Below are 20042 nucleotides of genomic sequence, written 5' to 3'. Positions count from 1 at the left end.
GCAGATGCATAGATTTGGGAGGAACATGGAGTTGCACGAGTCAACGCTCGATGTTCTGGCCAGATTTGAGCGCTATATGGCGCATAGTCGAGGCATGGCAGACCTTTCGGTGCACGCGTACATGAGCGATGTGTCCTCTGCTCTTGATTTTTGCCTGGGTGCGAGGCCATTTGATTCGGCTGAACTGACGCCGCGGGCGTTTCGTGCATGGGTTGCAACCAAGGTCCGCGAGGGGGGTTCGAGGGCATCTGTAGCGCGGTACGTGGCAAGTGTTCGCTTGTTTGGGCGATGGATGAAGCGTGAGGGAATCGCTCAGGTTGATCCAACTTTGAAGTTGAGGGCTGCGCGAGTGGATGAAACGCTCCCGCAGACGCTAACGGTCGATCAGGCCCGGTCTTTGTTTAACTATTTGCGCCAGCAAACAGAAGGTGGTGATCCGTGCGCTATTCGCGACTGGGCAATGGTTGAGGTCATGTATTCGTGCGGTATTCGTGTTGCGGAACTGACCGGCTTAAACCTGTCGCATTTGAACGCTGCCGAACGCACTTTGCGAGTTCTGGGCAAGGGCGACAAGGAGCGCGTGGTGCCGTACGGCAAGCCAGCTCATGATGCGCTGCGCGTTTGGATTGAAACGGGCCGCCCTGCCCTCGTTACTGATAGCGGCGAGCAGGCGTTGTTCTTAGGCGCTCGCGGTGGGCGCATTAGTCAACGCATTGTCCGAGGACGCCTGGAGTCCGCATGCGCCAGTGCCGGTGTTCCGGTGATTTCCCCGCATGGTTTGCGTCATAGCGCGGCAACTCACATGTTGGAAGGTGGCGCTGATTTGCGCGCGGTGCAGGATTTGCTGGGGCACTCGTCGCTACAAACTACGCAGCGATACACGCATGTGGATGCGCACCGTTTGAGCGCGATTATGAACCAGGCTCATCCTCGGGCGTGAGTGGGGGGGCATGATCGATCGCCAACGGTCCCAGTAGTTATTTGTCCAAGGGCTTGAGTATGGGCTCTCCGAAGATGAGGGCGAGGGGGTTTAAGTACAGGTATTTGTTAACTTTGGCTCCCCAGTGCAGGCAATCTGAATCGTGACCGGCTTCAAGGTGACCAACCACGTCGCCGGCTTGTACAAACGAGTTTTTCGCGACTGCAGGAGAGACCGGCTCAAACGTGGAGTGCACGCCGTTGGCGTGTCTAATAGAAACTAAGTTCCGGTTGAAGAATTCTCCGCCGTAAACCACTATGCCGTCGGCAGGAGCGTGAATTGTGGCTCCCACACCAGGGCAGATGTCCACCCCGCGATGTCCCGATGTCCAGGGACTATTCGGCGGGTCAAATAGGCGTCCAACAAGTATGGGAGGTGCTACCGGCAGTTGCCAGGAGATCACCACGGAGGGGTCGTATCCACCATGCGAGGGGGAAAGAGTGGGGCTATGCGAGGCTTCGGACACGCTACTGGTCCAAGAATACGTGCCATCCACAGTTTGAAAATGTGTACTTCCCACCCAAGCAGAAGAACTGTAGCCTTCGACGAATGTCTCACCCCGGGCAGGTGCGCCAACCATGCCGAGTAACGCACTGCCCGCCCCAAGGGCGGCCAGCAGGGTTACAAATCGATGCGCTAAGTCCATGCGGGTTAGGCTACGAACAACGGTTATCGGCAGCGATTTCGAAGCAGAAAGATTGTGGATATGCCGGGTTTGTGCTCCCTGTGGAAACACGTATGGGGGCGCGTTGTGTGAGCCGTGAAACATGTGGGCGTAAAAGGAGCCTTCGAAGTTCCTAAACTCCCAGATTTTAGCTAGAATCAACGCGGCACCTGCTTGCAGGTGACTATCGCGCGTCCAAATCCGCGTAAGCGGCGTGGCCAGCTTCGGTCCCTTCGGGGTGTTGGTTCGTGGACGCTAGGGCCTTAGGGCAGTAACTGTAATTTTGAGTGGCTAACGCTGCTCGTGAATGGTGCTTTGCACCGAGAGGAAGAGACATGGCTGTTGTAACCATGCGTCAGCTTCTGGAAAGTGGTGTCCACTTTGGTCACCAGACCCGTCGCTGGAATCCGAAGATGAAGCGCTTCATCCTGACTGAGCGTAACGGCATCTACATCATTGACCTGCAGAAGACCGTCGAGGACATCGACAAGGCTTACGAGTTCGTGAAGGAAATGGTTGCTCACGGTGGCAACATCCTGTTTGTTGGCACGAAGAAGCAGGCTCAGGAAGCTATTGAAGAGCAGGCTGAGCGCGTTGGTATGCCTTACGTGAACCACCGTTGGCTGGGCGGTATGCTGACGAACTTCTCCACGGTTTCTAAGCGTCTTCAGCGCATGAAGGAGCTTGAGGAGATCGATTTTGCGGATGTTGCCGGTTCGGGCCACACCAAGAAGGAACTTCTCATGATGGAGCGTGAGAAGAACAAGCTCCAGCGTTCGCTGGGCGGTATTCGTGACATGGCTAAGCTTCCTTCGGCTATTTGGGTTGTTGACACCAACAAGGAGCACCTTGCGATTGCTGAGGCTCGCAAGCTGAATATCCCGGTTGTGGCTGTGCTTGATACCAACTGTGATCCGGATGAGGTCGATTACGGCATCCCGGGTAACGATGATGCTATTCGCGCTGTTGCGCTTTTGACCCGCGTGGTAGCAGACGCCTGTGCTGCGGGCTTGATGGCTCGTTCGGAGCGTCGTCAGAAGTCGGGCGCTGAGGACGCCAGCGCAGAGCCGATGGCCGAGTGGGAGCGCGAGCTTCTTGAGAGCGCCGAAGGCGAGCAGAAGGCTGAAGACGCCGATAAGGCTGAAGAGGCCGGCAAGGCTGAGGTGGCTGCTGAAGAGCAGGCACCGGAGGCTGAGTAATCGAAGGCTGAGTAAGCCTTTCCACTAATACTTGAAGAGGAAAGATTTTCATGGCGAATTACACTGCTGCCGATGTGAAGGCTCTGCGCGAGCAGACCGGCGCGGGCATGATGGATGTTAAGAAGGCGCTTGACGAGGCCAACGGCGACAAGGAAAAGGCGATGGAGATCATCCGTCTTGCTGGTCTGAAGTCGCTGTCTAAGCGTGAAGATCGTACGGCTGCCGCCGGCCTTATTGCTGGCGAGGTTGTTGATGGCAAGGTCGGCGTTATGGTTGAGGCGAATGCTGAGACCGACTTCGTGGTGAAGAATGAGAAGTTCATTGACTTCGCTTCGAAGGTTTTGGCCGCGGCTGTTAAGAGCGGCGCTACGTCTACGCAGGATCTGCTTGAGCAGCCTGCTGAGGATGGCACGGTTAAGGACCTGGTTGACGGTCTTGGCGCTGTTATTGGCGAGAAGATTGAGGTTGGCAAGGTTGCGCGCATGGAGGGCGAGAACGTTGAGCTGTACCTCCACCACTCGTCGGCTGACCTGCCGGCGCAAGTTGGCGTGCTGGTAGCAACCGATGCGGCTGGTGCTGAGGTTGCACGCGACATCGCGATGCATATTGCTGCGTTCTCCCCGCTCTACTTGGATCGCACGACGGTTCCGGCTGACGTTCTGGAGAAGGAGAAGGAAACCCTCACGAAGCTCACGCTCCAGGAGGGTAAGCCCGAGCACATCGTTCCGAAGATCGTTGAGGGCCGTCTGAACGCGTTCTACGCGGAGAATTGCCTTGTTGATCAGGATTTCGCTCGCGATCCTTCGAAGAAGGTCGGCGACGTCCTAAAGGAGCACGGCGCTAAGGTTACGGATTTCGTTCGTTTCCACGTGGGTGCCTAGTAAGTTCCCGATTGTAGCCCCGACCCTTGTTTGCAAGGGCGGGGCTACGGTCATATATCCGTTAAACTATGTGTTGAGTTAGTGCACTGCGGTTTTTTTGTGGAGGGGTTGCAGCTGATGGCTGAGCAGTCTGGCGCCGGGCGGCGCGTTCTTTTGAAGTTGTCCGGCGAGGTTTTCGGCGGCGGAGAGATCGGTCTTGACCCGTCGGTGGTGAACATGATTGCCGCGCAGATTGCGCAGGCGGTCCGCGAGGGCGTCCAGGTTGCTGTGGTTGTGGGTGGAGGCAATTTCTTCCGCGGCGCTGAGCTCTCTCGACATGGCCTTGATAGGGCTCGGGCTGACTACATGGGCATGCTCGGCACGGTGATGAACGCGCTTGCGCTTCAGGATTTCTTGGAGCAGCAGGGCGTATCTACACGCGTGCAGTCCGCGATTTCGATGAGGCAGGTTGCTGAGCCTTACATTCCGCTCCGCGCGATCCGTCATTTGGAAAAGGGGCGTGTCGTGGTGTTTGGCGCGGGCGCGGGGTTGCCGTATTTCTCAACGGACACGGTGTCGGCGCAGAGGGCGCTGGAGACGCGCTGTTCGGAGCTGTTAGTGGCAAAGAACGGTGTGGATGGAATTTATACTGCTGATCCTCGAGTGGAACCTGATGCGCAACGTCTCGATTATGTGACGTATTCGGAGGCACTCGCGCGTGGGTTGAAGGTAGTTGATGCGGCGGCGTTCTCACTGTGTCAGGAAAACAGTCTTAACATGCGCGTGTTTGGCATGAATGAGCCGGGCAATGTTACCGACGCGCTACTTGGGAAGAAGATCGGTACGTTGGTAACTAATGAAGATTGTGAGAAGGAGAACTAAGAAATGATTGAAGATGCTCTACTTGAGGCCGAAGATGGCATGGAGCGTGCTGTCGCAGCTACAAAGAAGGATTTCGGAAATATTCGTACGGGCCGCGCTAATCCGGAGATGTTTAACTCCATTCTCGTGGAGTACTACGGTGCGATGACGCCGTTGCAACAGCTTGCTTCGGTGCAGATTCCGGAGGCTCGTATGGTGCTGGTAAGCCCGTATGACCGCGGTTCGGTGCAGGCCATTATTCAGGCGATTCGCGATGCGGATTTGGGTATTAATCCAACGGACGACGGCAATCTGATTCGTTGCACGTTGCCGGCGCTCACTGAGGAACGTCGTCGCGATTACGTGAAGCAGGCTCGTACCCGTGCGGAGGAGGGACGCATTTCGATCCGTAATGAGCGTCGCCGCGCGAAGGAAGAACTTGAGCGGATTAAGAAGGACGGCGAAGCCGGCGAGGACGAAGTTGAGCGCGGCGAGAAGCAGCTTGAGGATCTGACGAAGAAGTTCGTGGCTCTTGTTGATAGCGAGCTGGAGGCCAAGGAAAAGGATCTGATGACCGTTTAATACGGTAAGTAGGATGTCTGTGGATTTACGACGTATTACCCATCCGGGGCCAACTGAAAACCATAAGCCGTTACCATCGTCGGGGCGGGCAGGGCGTAACCTTCCCGCCGCGATTGGTGTGGGGGTTGGTTTAGCGGCGCTGTTCCTCGCAGTCTTGTTTATTTCGAACGAGGCGTTTGTGGTGCTGGTGTCAGCTGCTGTGGTGCTGGCCCTGTGGGAGCTCGCAGGAGCTTTTGCACGGAAGAATCGTGAGATCGTGCTACCGCTAGCCTGGGTTGGTGGCGTTGGCATGGTTGTGTGCGCCCATTTTTTAGGCTTGGAGGCCGTGCTGGGCGCGCTGACGGTAACTGTGTTTGCCGTGGCGGTGTGGAAGCTGTTGGATGGGCGTAGTCCGCAGGCGGTGCTAGACATCATGGTGACAACGTTTGCGCTGATTTACGTGGCGTTGTTGGCGTCGTTCGTGGTGTTGATTTTGGATTCTCCGGGTGCGCAGGCCGGTGTGATCACCTGGGTTTTGCTGTGCGTGGCTAACGATACGGGCGGTTGGGCGTTTGGAATCATGTGGGGCAAACACCCAATGGCTCCGAAGATTTCGCCGAAAAAGTCTTGGGAAGGCTTCGCCGGTTCGCTCGTGTTCTCAATCGCTGCTGGTATTGGTGGAATGGTTTGGCTCGGCGGGGCCTGGTGGCTAGGTATCCCGCTGGCGTTACTGACTACGGTTGCCGGAACGTTTGGTGATTTGATCGAGTCGCTGATCAAGCGTGATGTTGGCTTGAAAGACATGTCTAACATGCTGCCGGGTCACGGTGGTTTGATGGATCGGCTCGATTCACTGTTGATGACGGCCCCAGTGGTCTATTTCTTCTTGAAGGTGGCTTTGCAGTGGTAGAAGCGAGCAAGCGTTCGTGCCGCCAGGTGATGCCGACGGATCAGGCTCCGGAGGGTGCGAAAACTCCCGATGCGAAGCCGGTCTTGTCGTTTGCGCCGCGCAGGCGGGGAAAGCCACTGGCACATTTGGCAGATTTGGATTTCGAGGAGCGCGGCCACGTCCTCGTGGAGCAGGGATTACCTAAGTTCCGGGCGGATCAGTTGTCGCGCCACTACTTCCAGCGTCACATAGCGGATCCTGCGTTAATGAGTGACCTGCCAAAGAACATGGCGGAGCAGGTTAAAAAGTCGCTCATGCCGAGGTTGATCAAGAAGGTTCACACTCTTGCAACGGATGACGGGATGACGCTGAAGCATCTGTGGGAGCTTTACGATGGGGCGCGGGTAGAGTCGGTGCTCATGCGCTATCCGGGCCGCACAACGCTGTGTATTTCGAGCCAGGCTGGTTGCGGTATGGCGTGCCCATTTTGCGCAACCGGTCAGATGGGGCTGACACGTAACCTTTCCACCGCGGAGATCATCGAGCAGGTGCGCATGGCGCATGTGGCGTGTGAGAGTGGAGAACTTGAGGGCGGCCCAACCCACCTGTCGAACGTGGTGTTTATGGGGATGGGAGAGCCGCTCGCGAACTACCGTTCCATTGTGCAGGCACTGAGGCGGATGACTGATGAACCGCCGCGTGGGTTTGGCATGTCGGCACGAGGAATAACGGTGTCCACGGTTGGCTTGGTGCCCGGAATCGATAAGCTTGCACAGCTGGGGCTTCCCGTAACGCTCGCAGTTTCGTTGCACGCGCCTGATGACGAGCTGCGCGATGAGCTGATTCCGATTAACTCGCGTTGGAAGGTTGGCGAGTTGCTGGATGCGGCGCGACGCTATTTCGTGAAGACGGGAAGGCGCGTGTCGATCGAGTACGCGCTAATTAAAGACATGAATGATCACGCGTGGCGTGCGAAGCTCCTGGCCGACGAGTTGAATAAGCGCGGACACGGCTGGGCGCATGTGAATCCGATCCCGCTAAATCCAACGCCGGGCTCGATTTGGACTGCCTCCACCCCGCACGTGATGAAGGAATTCGTTGAAACACTGCGTGATAACGGAATCGCAACTACCATTCGTGATACACGTGGATCAGATATTGACGGGGCTTGTGGCCAGTTGGCTACCTCGGTGAAGAATAAAGAGGGGCGTCAGTAATGAGTAACTTTTTCCCAACAGTGGGATTTTTCCGCAAGGGTTATAACAAGGACGAGGTAGATGCGTTCTTCAAACAGGCACGCGCGGTTTATGAGGGTGATCGTGCAAGTTTGGGAATAACATCCGAACAGGTTCGCCGTACGGTGTTCGCTTTGAAGAGGCGCGGTTACGATCCGGCCGTGGTTGATGCGGCGCTGGATCGTTTGGAGTCGGCTTTTATCTCTAGCGAGCGCGCGAATCACGTGGCGGTTAATGGCGAGGACGTCTGGTTGGATCACGTGGCCGACCGTGCAACGACGCTGTACCCGCGTTTGGTTCGCCCGCTGGGTAACCGTTTTGCGCATCCGGAGGCAAAGGAGCGCGGATACCGGGTTGAAGAGGTGGACGCGTTCCTGGATCGAATTGCTCGTTTCTTTGATGATGAAGAAAAGCTCACCGCTGATGAGATCCGCCAGGTAACGTTTCCGAGTGCGAAGGGCGGCGACGCTTACCTCGAGGGGCCCGTGGACGCGTACCTGTCACGCGCAATCGATATTCTCTTGTCGATCGAGTAGTCATGTCTCGTCCACTTTCACTTCTTGGTTCTACCGGTTCTATCGGAACGCAGGCACTTGATGTTGTGCGCGCTAATCCTTCGATTGTCCAGGTCGTGGCTCTGGCTGCGGGCGGGTCTAATATTGACCTGCTTCTCAAGCAGGCGCAGGAGTTTCAGCCTCGGGTAATCGCGGTTGCTTCAGGGGACGAGGCCGCTATTGCTAGCGCGATGAGGCAGCGAGGTATTGAAGCGGAGCTGTGGGTTGGCGCGGACGCGATAGTGAGCGCCGCCGGCATGCTAGATGAGGACGGCATCGTACTGAACGGCGTGACGGGCGGCGTAGGGTTGCAGCCTACCCTTGCAGCGCTTGGCTCGGGTGCCCGTTTGGCGCTTGCAAACAAAGAGTCGCTGGTGGTGGGCGCAGCCCTGGTTCGGGCAGCTATGCAAAGGCCTGGTCAGATCCTCCCGGTCGATTCGGAGCACTCTGCGATTTTCCAGTGTTTGGTTCCGGGCCGCCACGAAAAGGGGCTGACGTCTGAGGTTGTCACGGGTAGGTCGGAGGTAGATCAACTGGTGCTCACGGCGTCGGGAGGTCCGTTCCGCGGTAAGAAGCGCGACGATTTGCAAAATGTTAGCCCCGCGCAGGCTCTTAATCACCCAACTTGGGATATGGGCCCGGTGGTGACGATAAATTCGTCCACGCTGATGAATAAGGGCCTGGAACTGATTGAAGCGCACGTCTTGTTTGATATCGATCCGGGCGACATTGAGGCCGTGGTTCACCCACAGTCAATTGTGCATTCTATGGTGACGTTTAAGGATGGAGCTACGATTGCGCAGGCTTCGCCTCCCGATATGCGTTTGCCGATTGCTCTGTCCCTCTCGTGGCCGCAACGTTTGGATCATGTGCAGCAGCCGGTGAGGTGGAATGAGCGTGCGAGCTGGACGTTCGAACCCGTGGATAACGATACTTTCCCAGCGCTCAACTTGGCTCGGGCCGCAGTTAGCGCCTCGCCGACTCATCCGAGCGTCATGAACGCTTCCAACGAGGTGTGTGTGGACGCTTTCATTCACGGTAATCTTCCCTATCTTGACATCGTGGACACGGTTGCGAAGGTAACCGAGGCGCACGAGGGCATTGCCGAGCCTGATCTTGACGATATTTTGAACGCTGAGGCGTGGGCGCGCGAAAAAACGAAGGAACTTATTGGAGGCCGCGTTTGAGTTACGCGATCGGCATTTTGCTCGCGATTGTGGCGCTGATGATCTCGGTTGCCTTGCACGAGCTTGGCCACATGATTCCGGCTAAAAAGTTCGGTGTCTACGTGCCGCAGTACATGGTGGGATTTGGTCCAACTTTGTATTCGAAGCAGGTCGGGGACACCGAATATGGCGTGAAGGCGATTCTGCTTGGCGGCTACGTGCGTTTGGCGGGAATGTATGCTCCGCCGCGCGAGGGAGTGAAGCTGACCAACCGCAAGGGGCAGATGACTCTTGCGCAGGAGGCTCGTTTATCCTCGGCAGAGGAGTTGCCTGAGGGACGCGAATCTCAAGCGTTCTACAACCTGTCGGTCCCAAAGAAGCTCATAGTAATGCTGGGTGGGCCGGTAACTAACCTGTTACTCGCAGTGGTTCTTTTTGCGGTAATCGTGCTTGGTTTTGGTTTTAATGTGGCCACAACTACGCTGGACCAGGTTCCCCAGTGTATTGGCACTACTTCGCAAACTTGCACTGAGGAGAATCCGAAGTCTCCGGCGTATGAGGCAGGTTTGCGAGCCGGCGATAAGATCGTATCTTGGGGGCCGGTGCAGGCAAGTGCGTGGGCTGACGTTGTGAGTGCTATTGAGCATCAGGACGGCGCGGCAAAGGTAGTTGTGGAACGCGATGGTGCGTTGCAAGAGTTTGATGTGACACCGGTTCAGGTGGGTGAGCGCAAGGTTGCTGGCATCATTTCCAAGGTGGAACGTGAGCGCGGCACCGCCCGCGACGTCGGTGATATTACGTGGCAGACCTTCGAGGGAACGGCCTCTATCGTGGCTGTTTTGCCTCGCGCCGTGTGGGACGTTGGAGTGCAACTGTTTACGGATGCTCCTCGAGATCCGAATTCTGTGCTGTCAGTGGTGGGCGTTGGCCGGATTGCAGGTGAGGTTTCCGCAGAGCAGGGCGTGGGGATTGCAGACCGGGCAATGCTTTTGCTGAGCCTGTGGGCGTCCTTGAACATGGCGCTGTTCGTGTTTAACTTGATCCCGCTACCGCCGCTTGATGGCGGACACGTGGCAGGCGCTCTCTGGGAGGGCCTGCGCCGGACTTTCAACCGCGTCACGGGAAGGCCGGATCCAGGGCCGGCGGATACGGCCCGCATGGTGCCGGTGTCTTATGTGATTTTTGTTTTGCTGATGGCCATGACGGTGCTACTCGTTGTAGCCGATATTATTAAGCCGATTAGCCTAGTCTAGGAACTGTTAATAGTTTGCCAGGAATCACCTGGCGCTGATTTTTGGGAGATGTCATCGTGACCGAGATTGCCCTGGGAATGCCAAAGGTGAACGGAGCCCCGTTCCCGCGTAAGAAGACGCGTCTGATACACGTGGGGGATGTTCCAGTGGGCGGTGGTTCACCGATTTCGGTGCAGTCGATGACCACTACGAAGACCACTGATATTGGTGCAACTTTGCAGCAGATTGCAGAGCTCACCGCCGCCGGTTGCGACATCGTGCGGGTCGCGGTGCCATCGGCTGATGATGCGGAGGCGTTGCCCATTATTGCGAAGCAGTCCACGATCCCCGTGATTGCCGACATTCACTTCCAGCCGCGTTACGTTTTCAAAGCGATTGAGGCGGGTTGTGCGGCGGTACGCGTAAATCCGGGCAACATTCGTAAGTTTGATGACCAGGTTAAAGACATCACGAAGGCTGCGACGGACGCGGGGGTGTCTTTGCGCATTGGAGTGAATGCAGGGTCACTCGATCCGCGCTTGCTAAAGAAGTATGGCAAAGCCACGCCGGAGGCCCTCGCGGAGTCGGCGATGTGGGAGGCGTCTTTGTTTGAGGAGCACGACTTCCACGACTTCAAGATTTCAGTTAAGCACCACGATCCGGTGACGATGATCCGGGCTTACGAGATTCTGTCAGAAAGCGGCGACTGGCCGCTACACCTTGGTGTGACAGAGGCGGGGCCCGAGTTCCAGGGAACGATCAAGTCCGCAACGGCGTTCGGCGCCCTCTTGCGCCAGGGGATTGGCGACACGATTCGCGTTTCGCTGTCCGCTCCTCCGGTTGAGGAGGTCAAGGTGGGTATCGAAATCCTGCAGTCGCTTGGCCTACGCGAACGTACCCTCGAAATCGTTTCTTGTCCGTCTTGCGGTCGTGCGCAGGTGGACGTTTACACGCTCGCAAATGAAGTGAACGAGGGGTTGAAGGACCTCACGGTTCCTTTGCGCGTGGCAGTAATGGGCTGTGTTGTGAATGGCCCCGGTGAGGCTCGCGAGGCCGATCTTGGCGTGGCATCGGGCAACGGCAAGGGCCAGATTTTCATCAAGGGCCAGGTGGTTGACACCGTGCCCGAGGCCGAGATTGTGCCTGCCCTTTTGAAGCATGCGAATGAGATCGCGCAAACGATGGGCCTTGAAGAGGGTTCCGGCAGCGTTGACGTGATCAGCTGATTTTGCGCCCTCCAATATCTTGTTAATTCGATGAGAGATGCCGCCGTTTTCTCTCATCACGCTTTGCAGTTAGGCTGGTAATCGTGCTTACTAACATGTCTGAATTTTTCCTGCGGACGCTTCGTGAAGATCCCGCAGATGCGGAAGTTGCAAGCCACAAGCTGATGGTGCGCGCCGGCTACATTCGTCGTGTGGCTCCGGGCATCTACACGTGGTTGCCTCTTGGTTTGAAGGTTTTGCGTAACATCGAGCAGGTTGTGCGCGAAGAGATGGCTGCGATTGGGGCCCAGGAAGTCCACTTCCCGGCGCTACTGCCGCGCGAGCCGTATGAGAAAACCAACCGGTGGGAAGAATACGGGCCAAACCTCTTCCGGTTGAAGGACCGCAAGGATGGCGATTACTTGCTTGCGCCAACGCATGAAGAGATGTTTACGCTCGCGGTTAAGGACATGTACTCCTCGTATAAGGATTTGCCGCTTTCGCTGTATCAGATTCAAACAAAGTATCGCGATGAGGCGCGTCCTCGTGCGGGCGTGATTCGCGGCCGCGAGTTCGTGATGAAGGACTCTTACAGCTTCGATATTGATGATGAGGGGCTTGCTAAGTCTTATGAGTTGCACCGGAAGGCGTACCAGCGTGTATTTGAGCGCCTCGGTTTGCCGTTTGTGATTGTGGCCGCGCAGTCGGGTGCCATGGGTGGTTCACGTTCAGAGGAGTTCCTCTATCCGAATCCCATGGGTGAGGACACGTTTGTGCGTTCTCCTCGTGGTTACGCAGCGAATGCGGAGGCGGTTGTAACCCCGGTTCCAGATCCCGTGGATTACTCGAATACGCCGGCTAAGGAATTGCGTCATACGCCGGACGCGAAGACCATATCCGCACTTGTCGATCTTTCAAATGAGCTTTACCCGCGTGAGGATCGCCCGTGGGAAGCGGGGGACATGCTGAAGTCGTATGTCGTGACGCTGACGCATCCCGATGGCACGCGCGAGGTTGTAAACATTGGTATCCCGGGTGACCGGGAGGTGGATGAGAAGCGCCTTGAGGCTGCTTTTGCGCCCGCCGAAGTAGAACAGGCAACGCCCGAGGACCTTGCGAAACATCCGGAGTTGGTGGCCGGTTATTTGGGGCCCGAGGTAGTGGGGCCAAACTCGTCGAACCGAACGACTGACGAGGACGGCAACCCGACGGGCTCGGTGCGCTTCTTCGTTGACCCGCGGGTTGTGGAGGGCACGGCTTGGATCGCTGGGGGTAATAAGCCTGATTACCACGTGTACAACCTGGTGATGGGCCGCGACTTCACGGCCGATGGCACGGTTGAGGTTGCTGAGGTGAAGGAGGGAGATCCGGCCCCGGATGGTTCCGGTCCGCTTGAGCTTGCACGCGGTATCGAGGTAGCGCACATCTTCCAGCTCGGTCGCAAGTACGCAAAGGCGTTGGACCTTTCGGTGCTGGATCAAAATGGCAAGTCGCAGGTGGTTACCATGGGCTCGTACGGCCTGGGTATCTCCCGCGTGGTTGCAGCCATGGCGGAGAGCCACCACGATGATCTTGGCTTGTCTTGGCCAATGGTTGTGGCGCCGTTCCACCTGCAGGTGCTTGCGGCGGGTAAGGGCGAACAGATCGCTGATACCGCGGCTGACATTTCTCAGGCTGTGTCGGATGCTGGTTTCGACGTGCTTTACGATGATCGTCCGAAGGTATCGGCGGGCGTGAAGTTTGCTGATGCTGAACTGCTGGGCATGCCGTATGTCCTTGTTGTCGGGCGCGGCTTGAAGAACGGTGTGGTTGAGTTCCGCGACCGTCGCGGCGGTGTCTCAAAGGAGATTCCGGTTGAAGAAGCAAAGCAGATTATTATTGCCGAGCTTGAAGCGAATAGGGGGTCAGCCAAGTGACATACCGTGAGATTAGGGTTATTGGCGACCCGGTTTTGCGCACGCCATGTGAGTGGATCACTGACATTGACGATTCGGTGAAGAGCCTCGTTGAGGACTTGCTAGAGAACGTCGATGAGGAGGGACGCGCAGGTCTTGCTGCCCCTCAAATCGGCGTTGGGTTGCGGGCCTTTTCTTGGAATATCGATGGCGAGATCGGTTATGTGCTCAATCCGAAACTGGTTGAAGTTTCAAAGGACGAGTACCAGGACGGTGACGAGGGGTGCCTCTCGGTTCCCGGCTTGTGGTTCCCAACAAAACGCGCGTGGTATGCCCGTGTTGAGGGGATTGACCTCGATGGTAAGAAGATTACGGTCGAGGGCGAAGAACTAATGGGACGTTGCCTGCAACACGAAACGGACCACCTGGAGGGAATGCTGTACCTAGATCGCTTGGATCGTGCAACGCGCAAGAAGGCATTGCGCAAGGTTCGTGAAATCATGTAATGATGCGCTAGTTGGTAGAAAGCCCCGCTTTGGCGGGGCTTTTGCCATGATTTAGCGAAGTTTTATGCTCTGACGCGTGCTGGCATTGCACTGCGTTGGAGACGCAGACTAGCGTGAGAGAGATTTTTAGGACACAATGGGGAAAGCACCGCTGGATCGGTTAGCCTTTGACGCTTGAGGACGTAGGGGAAGACGAACCTCAAGGAAAAGGGAGGCATCATGTCCGGAAGTTACACCCGCGGTGTTCTTTTCGTACACTCATGTCCGCCAGCACTATGCCCACACGTTGAGTGGAACGTTGCGTCGGTGCTGGATCAGGACGTGCGTTTGGAATGGACCCAGCAGGGCGCTGTGCCCGGCCTTATGCGCGCTGAGTTTTCTTGGGTTGGCCCCGTGGGAACGGGGGCGCAGTTAGCTTCTGCACTTAGAGGTTGGGACGATCTGCGCTACGAGATCACCGAGGAAGCCGTGCGGGGTTCGGACGGTGCAAGGTGGTGTCACACGCCTGATCTTGGTATTTTCCATGCTCCAATGGATGCTTCGGGGAACATGATGGTCCCTGAGGATCGTATTCGCTCGGCGATGGAGGCAACGGATCCAGCAGAGTTGCGCGAGCGCCTTAATCTTGCATTGGGCGCGGCGTGGGATGAAGAGTTGGAGCCGTTTAGGTACGCGGGCGATGGTGTGTCCGTGCGCTGGCTTCACCGAGTTGGTTAGTGAGGATTATCCGTGGGAATCTCGATTGCCGAAATGCTCGGCTATGACCTGTCGGATGAGCAACCCGAAGAATCAAGTAGCGAGTCTGTAAGTGAGAACTCAGACGCGGATGAGGTCGAGGCGGCAGTGGTTGCCGCTCTCCTCGATGAATCAACGGTTGAGGCACAGGATTTTCGCTCCGATATGAGCCTTGCTGATGATTTTGATCTTGATGAGATCGGCCTTTACGCGGTGATTGCGGCTGTAGAGCAAGACCTCAAGATCAGCTTGAAAGATACTGACGTGGCGCAGTTGCAGACCCTGGAAGATCTCGTTGCCCTAGCCCGTGAAACCAGGGGTTGAATCGCCGAAGAAGCTTTGTACTCTATGTGAAGCGTGCCCCTCGATCCACTAAAAACGTGAACTAAGTTACATAGACTGGACTGTAAGTTCAACCGTTAGGGGTGAGCAATGACGGTCTATGGAAGGGTTTGGCGCCCGCTTGAGAAGGCGCAGGTTTTCCCCACTTGGGCGGCGAAGCTTGCGATGTCGATTACCGGGCTTGTGATGCTCGCGTTTGTATTCGTACACATGCTCGGCAATTTGAAAATTTTTGCATCGCACGAAGACTACAACGCATATTCGAAGTGGCTACGCGAGGCGTTTACTCCGCTCTTGCCATACGAGGGATTGCTGTGGATTGCTCGCATTGTGCTCGGCGCCTGCCTGCTCATCCACGTGTTATGTGCGCTACTCGTGTGGAAGAGGTCCCGGGCTAATACTGCAAACGCGCGGCCGAAGGGTTTGAGCGGCTATTTCGCTAAGATGATGCTCCCTACGGGGATCGTGCTTCTGGCTTTCGTGTTTGTGCACATCTTGGATCTGACGGTTGGAGCGCTGGTGCAGCCGGCTTCATTCCAGCACCCAGACGAGCAGTTTTATGCGGCAACCAACATGATCGCCTCGTTGGATCGGCCGGTTATGGCCGTCTTTTACCTGATCGTGCTGCTCGCTCTTGCCATTCATTTGGCGCACGGTTTTGAGCTTGCGATTAATGACCTCGGCGTAACTTCGAGTTCTTGGTGCAAGTGGATGCGGGCAATCGGGATTCTGCTTGCCATATTGATTTTGGTGGGGGACGCGGCCGTGGTTTTGAGCGCGAATCTAGGAGCGGTGTGATGACTATTTTGAAAGGAAACGTTCTGGATGGGAACGTTCCACAGGCAGATGAGCCGGCGTCGCGCTGGGATGAACACAAACAGCGCATGCGCCTGGTTTCCCCATCAAATCGGCGAAAGTTCCGCGTGCTCGTGGTTGGAACTGGGCTCGCGGGAGCGGGCGCGGCGTCCACGCTCGCGGAGCTTGGATACAACGTTACGGCAGTTACCTATCACGATTCGCCAAGGAGGGCGCACTCGGTTGCCGCTCAAGGTGGAATTAATGCGGCGCGGGGTAAGCGCGTGGATGGTGATGGCTTGCTCCGGTTCGTGACGGACACGATAAAAGGCGGTGACTTTCGAGCACGAGAGGCCGAGGCCTGGAGGCTTGCGCAGGAGTCCAACCGGGTGATCGATCACCTCTGCGCACACGGGGTGCCGTTTGCGCGAGAGTACGACGGGGCGTTGTCGAACCGCTCATTCGGTGGCGTGCAGGTGTCGCGCACGTTTTATTCGCGGGGGCAGACGGGACAGCAGTTGCAGATTGCGGCTCATCAGTCGCTATTGCGACAGGTGGCAGCTGGGCGCGTCGAGTTGTGGATTCGCCACGAAATGTTGGATTTGATTGTCGAGGACGGCCGAGCCGTGGGCGCGGTGGTGCGCAGTCTTATCACGGGTGAACTCACCTGCCTCATGGCTGATGCGGTTGTACTTGCTACGGGCGGGTACGGCAACGTGTACAAGTATTCGACGCTAGCTAAGAACTCGAATGCGACTGCCGCGTGGAGGGCGCATCGGCGTGGGGCTGCGATAGCGAATACGTCTTTCATCCAGTTCCACCCAACCGCGCTACCAGTGGAGAATGAATGGCAGTCAAAAACCACCCTAATGAGTGAGTCTTTGCGGAACGACGGCCGTATTTGGGTGCCGAGCCGGGCTGGCGATGATCGGCCTGCCAATGAGATTCCTCAGGCCGAGCGAGACTACTACTTGGAGCGGAAGTATCCGGCATTCGGTAACCTCACTCCGCGTGATGTGGCTTCGCGGGCGGCGCGTGAGCAGATCATTTCTGGCCACGGGGTAGGCCCGAAGAAGAACGCGGTCAACCTGGACTTTTCCGACGCGATCGCACGGCTAGGCAAAGGCGTGTTGAACGAGCGTTACAGCAACCTGTTCGACATGTACTTTGATGTGACGGGGGAGGACCCGCGGGAAACTCCGATGCGTATCGCTCCGGGCGCACACTTCACCATGGGTGGGCTATGGGTGGACTACAACCTGATGTCTACGATTCCGGGTCTGTTTGTTGCCGGCGAGGCATCTTATGCCTACCACGGGGCAAACCGGCTGGGCGCAAACTCGTTGCTCTCAGCGTGCGTGGATGGCTTCTTCGTTATTCCAAACGTGGTGCCCAACTACTTGGCTACGCTATTGGGCACGAAGCGTCCAGATGCTGGCAGTGCGGCCGCCCTGTTCACACTTTCAGAGGTGAAGAGCCGAATACTGAAGTTGAGGGCCGCAACGGGAACCACCCCCGCAATAGATATCCACGCGGAGCTGGGCAACATCATGTACGAACACTGCGGGGTTTCGCGCTCAAAGGAGGGGCTGGAGAAGGGCATAGAGAAGGTAGATTACCTGCGGCGAAACTACTTGAACAACCTTCGGGTCACTGGCTCGCAACTCAAACTGAATCAGGATCTAGAACAGGCTCTGCGCGTGCAAGACTACCTGGAGCTTGCCCAAACCATGTGCGTTGATGCTTGGCACCGCGAAGAATCCTGCGGCGCGCATTTCCGTGAAGAATACAGTTTCGAGGGCGAGGCCGTTAGGAATGACAATCAGTGGATGCACACTACGGCTTGGCGAACTAAGGATTGGGACTCAGATCCGGTATTCATTGAAGACCGCGAGCCCCTGCATTTTGAAGCGGTTCAGCCGACAACGAGGAGCTACAAATGATTAAGCTAAAAGTTTGGCGCCAAGACCGTCCGGGCACTCGCGGCCAGTTTAAAACGTATGAGGTCGAAGCTGACCCCAATATGTCGTGGCTGGAGCTACTCGATTATTTGAACGCTCAACGTTTGCGCGAGGGGAAAGATCCGATCGCGTTTGACTCTGATTGTCGCGAAGGCATTTGCGGCTCCTGCGGGTTGCTAGTAAATGGGCGCCCGCACGGAGACGCAAAGAATTTGCCCGCATGCCACCAGCGGGTAGGCGAGCGCAAGGAGGGTGAGGTTGTCACTCTCGAACCACTGCGCGCCAAGCAGTTCCCGGTGATCAAAGACCTAGTGGTGGATCGCTCGGCTTTGGATGAAATTTTGATGGCTGGAGCGTACTCGCATACGGATGCGGGGACGGCTCCCGATGCGGACGAGGCATTTAACACGCACGAGGTTGCCGAACAGGCGTTGGATATGGCTGCTTGCATCGGGTGTGGGGCGTGCGTTGCGGCATGCCCAAACGGGGCGGCAAACTTGTTTACTGGCGCCAAACTTGCGCATCTAGCTGCGCTGGAGGTGCCGGGGCGTGCCCGGCGTAAGCGCTCCAAAAATATGACGGCCGTTATGGAGGCAAACTTCGGCCCCTGCTCTCTATACGGCGAATGCGAAGCGGTGTGCCCGGCGGGGATCCCGCTACGGGCAGTGGCTACCGTTATGCGCGAGCGAGCGTTTGCGCCGGCTCCGAAATAGGCAGTCACAAAGCGCGGCCTCGAATATGAATCATATATATGCTTGTGGTGGTCGAACTGAAAGGGGCATTGGATGCAAACGCGCACAGAAGTGGATCTGCTTGGTGAACGGGAAGTTCCAGCCGACGTGTATTGGGGTATCCATACCCTTCGCGCCATAGAAAACTTTCAGATTTCGGGTACGCGCCTAGAAAGCTATCCGCATTTCATCATCGCGATGGTGCAGGTGAAGAAGGCGGTGGCTCGGGCGAATAGGCGTCTTAAGGTGCTTCCGGAGGATAAAGCGCGTGCGATTGAGGCGGCTTGCGACAAAATCTTGGGAAGTGAAGATTTTTACGATCAGTGGCCACTCGATTTGTTCCAAGGCGGTGCGGGAACGTCCGTAAACATGAACACTAATGAGGTGATCGCAAACGTAGCCCTCGAGATGCTGGGCTTCGAAAAGGGGCGTTACGACATTATTCACCCCAATGACGATGTGAATAAGTCGCAGTCCACCAATGACTCGTACCCAACGGGCTTCCACCTGGCGGTGTACCGCGAGCTCGTAGACTTGCGTCTGTCGGCCTCGCGCCTCATGGATGCGTTGGATGAGAAGGCCCACGAGTTCGCTGACGTGCTGAAGATGGGGCGTACCCAGCTTCAAGATGCTGTGCCGATGACTTTAGGGCAGGAGTTTGAGGCGTTCACCGTCTCGCTGCGTGAAGAGTTGCGTGTGATTGATCAGGCGGCAGACCTACTGCTGTCAATCAATCTTGGCGCCACTGCGATTGGCACGGGGCTGAACACGCCGGAGGGATACCCGCAGGTAGCGGTAGAAGAACTGTCCAAGGTGACGGGGCTACCTTTCCGCAGGGCCGCAAACCTGATCGATGCGACATCTGATACTGGCGCTTTCGTGTCGGTGCACGGGGCGCTGAAGCGTTTTGCGGTGAAGCTTTCGAAGATTTGTAATGATCTGAGGCTTTTGTCATCTGGGCCTACGGCGGGTTTGCAGGAGATTAACCTGCCGCCCATGCAGGCTGGGTCGTCTATCATGCCAGCCAAGGTGAACCCGGTGATTCCAGAGGTTGTGAACCAGGTTTGTTTCAAAGTGGTGGGCAACGACATGACCGTCACGATGGCAGCCGAGGCTGCTCAGTTGCAGCTCAATGTGATGGAGCCGGTCATTGCCCAGGTGCTGTTTGAGTCAATGCGTTTGCTGGAGAACGCTACGGTAACACTCGCCGAGCGTTGCATAACGGGCATCACGGCAAACCGGGAGCATTTGCATGAACAGGTGATGGGCTCAATCGGCATTGTTACTTACTTCAATGAGCTGATTGGACACCAAAACGGCGACATGATCGGTAAGGAAGCCGCGCGCACGGGTCGGCGGGTTTCCGACCTAATAGTTGAGCAGGGTTTGTTGCCGCGCGAGGAGGTTGAGGCAATCTTGACTGCGCAAAACCTCGTGTCGCCCGAGTATGAAGGAAAGATTTGGGAGGCCGGCGAGCGAGGTCTGCCTACCGATGCTAAGAAGTTGAGTTCTTAAATATGCAGGCCGCCTACGCGGCTTACAGCAACGAGGGGTTGGGCATTAGTTATGCCTGACCCCTCGTTGCAACGTGTTGAAATGTTTTGCAAGGCTTTGGTGAAATGCGCTTAAGGCCGGTAGTTTGCCCCAAAAGCTGGACAAGCCAGGTTGGAAG

General features: G+C 56.7%; 20 protein-coding genes. 19 read left to right on the top strand and 1 reads right to left on the bottom strand.

The window, feature by feature from the left end:
• Positions 1-25 precede the first annotated feature (25 nt).
• Entirely contained in the window at positions 26-940 is a 915-nt protein-coding gene (locus tag HMPREF2891_RS06160) for a tyrosine recombinase XerC (RefSeq protein WP_070664479.1), read from the top strand.
• 37 nt (positions 941-977) lie between these two features.
• Here the strand turns inward: HMPREF2891_RS06160 and HMPREF2891_RS09405 are convergent, their stop codons facing one another.
• Positions 978-1625, bottom strand: a complete 648-nt coding sequence (locus tag HMPREF2891_RS09405) for a M23 family metallopeptidase (RefSeq protein ID WP_186822305.1) — start codon at positions 1623-1625, stop codon at positions 978-980.
• A gap of 353 nt (positions 1626-1978) precedes the next feature.
• On the opposite strand from HMPREF2891_RS09405, the gene rpsB reads away from it, so the two are divergent.
• The 18 genes from rpsB to aspA all read left to right on the top strand — a co-directional run bounded on the left by rpsB (position 1979) and on the right by aspA (position 19885).
• The gene (gene rpsB, locus HMPREF2891_RS06150) at positions 1979-2842 is read left to right on the top strand and encodes a 30S ribosomal protein S2 (RefSeq protein ID WP_070620513.1); all 864 of its coding nucleotides are present in this window, start codon (positions 1979-1981) and stop codon (positions 2840-2842) included.
• 50 nt (positions 2843-2892) lie between these two features.
• The gene (gene tsf, locus HMPREF2891_RS06145) at positions 2893-3723 is read left to right on the top strand and encodes a translation elongation factor Ts (RefSeq protein WP_070664477.1); all 831 of its coding nucleotides are present in this window, start codon (positions 2893-2895) and stop codon (positions 3721-3723) included.
• 117 nt (positions 3724-3840) lie between these two features.
• Positions 3841-4584, top strand: a complete 744-nt coding sequence (pyrH, locus tag HMPREF2891_RS06140) for a UMP kinase (RefSeq protein WP_070620507.1) — start codon at positions 3841-3843, stop codon at positions 4582-4584.
• 3 nt (positions 4585-4587) lie between these two features.
• Entirely contained in the window at positions 4588-5145 is a 558-nt protein-coding gene (gene frr / locus HMPREF2891_RS06135) for a ribosome recycling factor (protein WP_070664475.1), read from the top strand.
• Positions 5146-5164: 19 nt separating this feature from the next.
• A complete protein-coding gene (locus tag HMPREF2891_RS06130) occupies positions 5165-6034 on the top strand; it encodes a phosphatidate cytidylyltransferase (RefSeq protein ID WP_396334842.1) in 870 nt (289 codons plus the stop codon).
• Between the two features lie 29 nt (positions 6035-6063).
• The gene (gene rlmN / locus HMPREF2891_RS06125) at positions 6064-7230 is read left to right on the top strand and encodes a dual-specificity RNA methyltransferase RlmN (protein ID WP_070664564.1); all 1167 of its coding nucleotides are present in this window, start codon (positions 6064-6066) and stop codon (positions 7228-7230) included.
• On the top strand, positions 7230-7784 hold the full coding sequence (locus HMPREF2891_RS06120) for a DivIVA domain-containing protein (RefSeq protein ID WP_070664473.1): 555 nt from the start codon (positions 7230-7232) through the stop codon (positions 7782-7784). Before rlmN ends, HMPREF2891_RS06120 begins: the two co-directional genes overlap by 1 nt.
• A 2-nt stretch (positions 7785-7786) precedes the next feature.
• Positions 7787-8989: a 1-deoxy-D-xylulose-5-phosphate reductoisomerase gene (gene dxr / locus HMPREF2891_RS06115; protein WP_070664471.1), complete on the top strand. Its 1203-nt coding sequence runs from the start codon at positions 7787-7789 to the stop codon at positions 8987-8989.
• Positions 8986-10221 carry a M50 family metallopeptidase gene (locus HMPREF2891_RS06110; RefSeq protein ID WP_083311280.1) on the top strand — a complete coding sequence of 412 codons (1236 nt, stop codon included), beginning with the start codon at positions 8986-8988 and terminating at the stop codon, positions 10219-10221. Before dxr ends, HMPREF2891_RS06110 begins: the two co-directional genes overlap by 4 nt.
• A 77-nt stretch (positions 10222-10298) precedes the next feature.
• Positions 10299-11426 (top strand): flavodoxin-dependent (E)-4-hydroxy-3-methylbut-2-enyl-diphosphate synthase, encoded by a 1128-nt coding sequence (ispG, locus tag HMPREF2891_RS06105; protein ID WP_070664560.1) that lies wholly within the window; start codon positions 10299-10301, stop codon positions 11424-11426.
• Positions 11427-11509: 83 nt separating this feature from the next.
• Positions 11510-13321 (top strand): proline--tRNA ligase, encoded by a 1812-nt coding sequence (locus HMPREF2891_RS06100; RefSeq protein WP_070664469.1) that lies wholly within the window; start codon positions 11510-11512, stop codon positions 13319-13321.
• Positions 13318-13806: a peptide deformylase gene (def, locus tag HMPREF2891_RS06095; protein ID WP_034510676.1), complete on the top strand. Its 489-nt coding sequence runs from the start codon at positions 13318-13320 to the stop codon at positions 13804-13806. Before HMPREF2891_RS06100 ends, def begins: the two co-directional genes overlap by 4 nt.
• Before the next feature lie 219 nt (positions 13807-14025).
• Positions 14026-14523 (top strand): DUF3145 domain-containing protein, encoded by a 498-nt coding sequence (locus HMPREF2891_RS06090; RefSeq protein ID WP_070620488.1) that lies wholly within the window; start codon positions 14026-14028, stop codon positions 14521-14523.
• Between the two features lie 12 nt (positions 14524-14535).
• Positions 14536-14865, top strand: coding sequence for an acyl carrier protein (locus HMPREF2891_RS06085; protein ID WP_070620484.1), 330 nt, complete (start codon positions 14536-14538; stop codon positions 14863-14865).
• A gap of 108 nt (positions 14866-14973) precedes the next feature.
• Complete coding sequence (locus HMPREF2891_RS06080) at positions 14974-15681, top strand: succinate dehydrogenase cytochrome b subunit (protein WP_070664467.1); 708 nt, start codon at positions 14974-14976, stop codon at positions 15679-15681.
• Positions 15681-17621 (top strand): fumarate reductase/succinate dehydrogenase flavoprotein subunit, encoded by a 1941-nt coding sequence (locus tag HMPREF2891_RS06075; RefSeq protein WP_070620477.1) that lies wholly within the window; start codon positions 15681-15683, stop codon positions 17619-17621. The genes HMPREF2891_RS06080 and HMPREF2891_RS06075 overlap by 1 nt, the downstream gene beginning before the upstream one ends.
• The gene (locus HMPREF2891_RS06070; RefSeq protein ID WP_070664465.1) at positions 17618-18352 is read left to right on the top strand and encodes a succinate dehydrogenase/fumarate reductase iron-sulfur subunit; all 735 of its coding nucleotides are present in this window, start codon (positions 17618-17620) and stop codon (positions 18350-18352) included. The genes HMPREF2891_RS06075 and HMPREF2891_RS06070 overlap by 4 nt, the downstream gene beginning before the upstream one ends.
• A gap of 72 nt (positions 18353-18424) precedes the next feature.
• Positions 18425-19885: an aspartate ammonia-lyase gene (gene aspA, locus HMPREF2891_RS06065; RefSeq protein ID WP_070664463.1), complete on the top strand. Its 1461-nt coding sequence runs from the start codon at positions 18425-18427 to the stop codon at positions 19883-19885.
• Positions 19886-20042: the final 157 nt, after the last annotated feature.

Source organism: Actinomyces sp. HMSC065F11 (genome assembly GCF_001813085.1).
Lineage (GTDB): Bacteria > Actinomycetota > Actinomycetes > Actinomycetales > Actinomycetaceae > Gleimia > Gleimia europaea.
The sequence above is the reverse complement of the archived record's forward strand: the minus strand, read 5'-3'. Positions and strand labels throughout refer to the sequence as shown.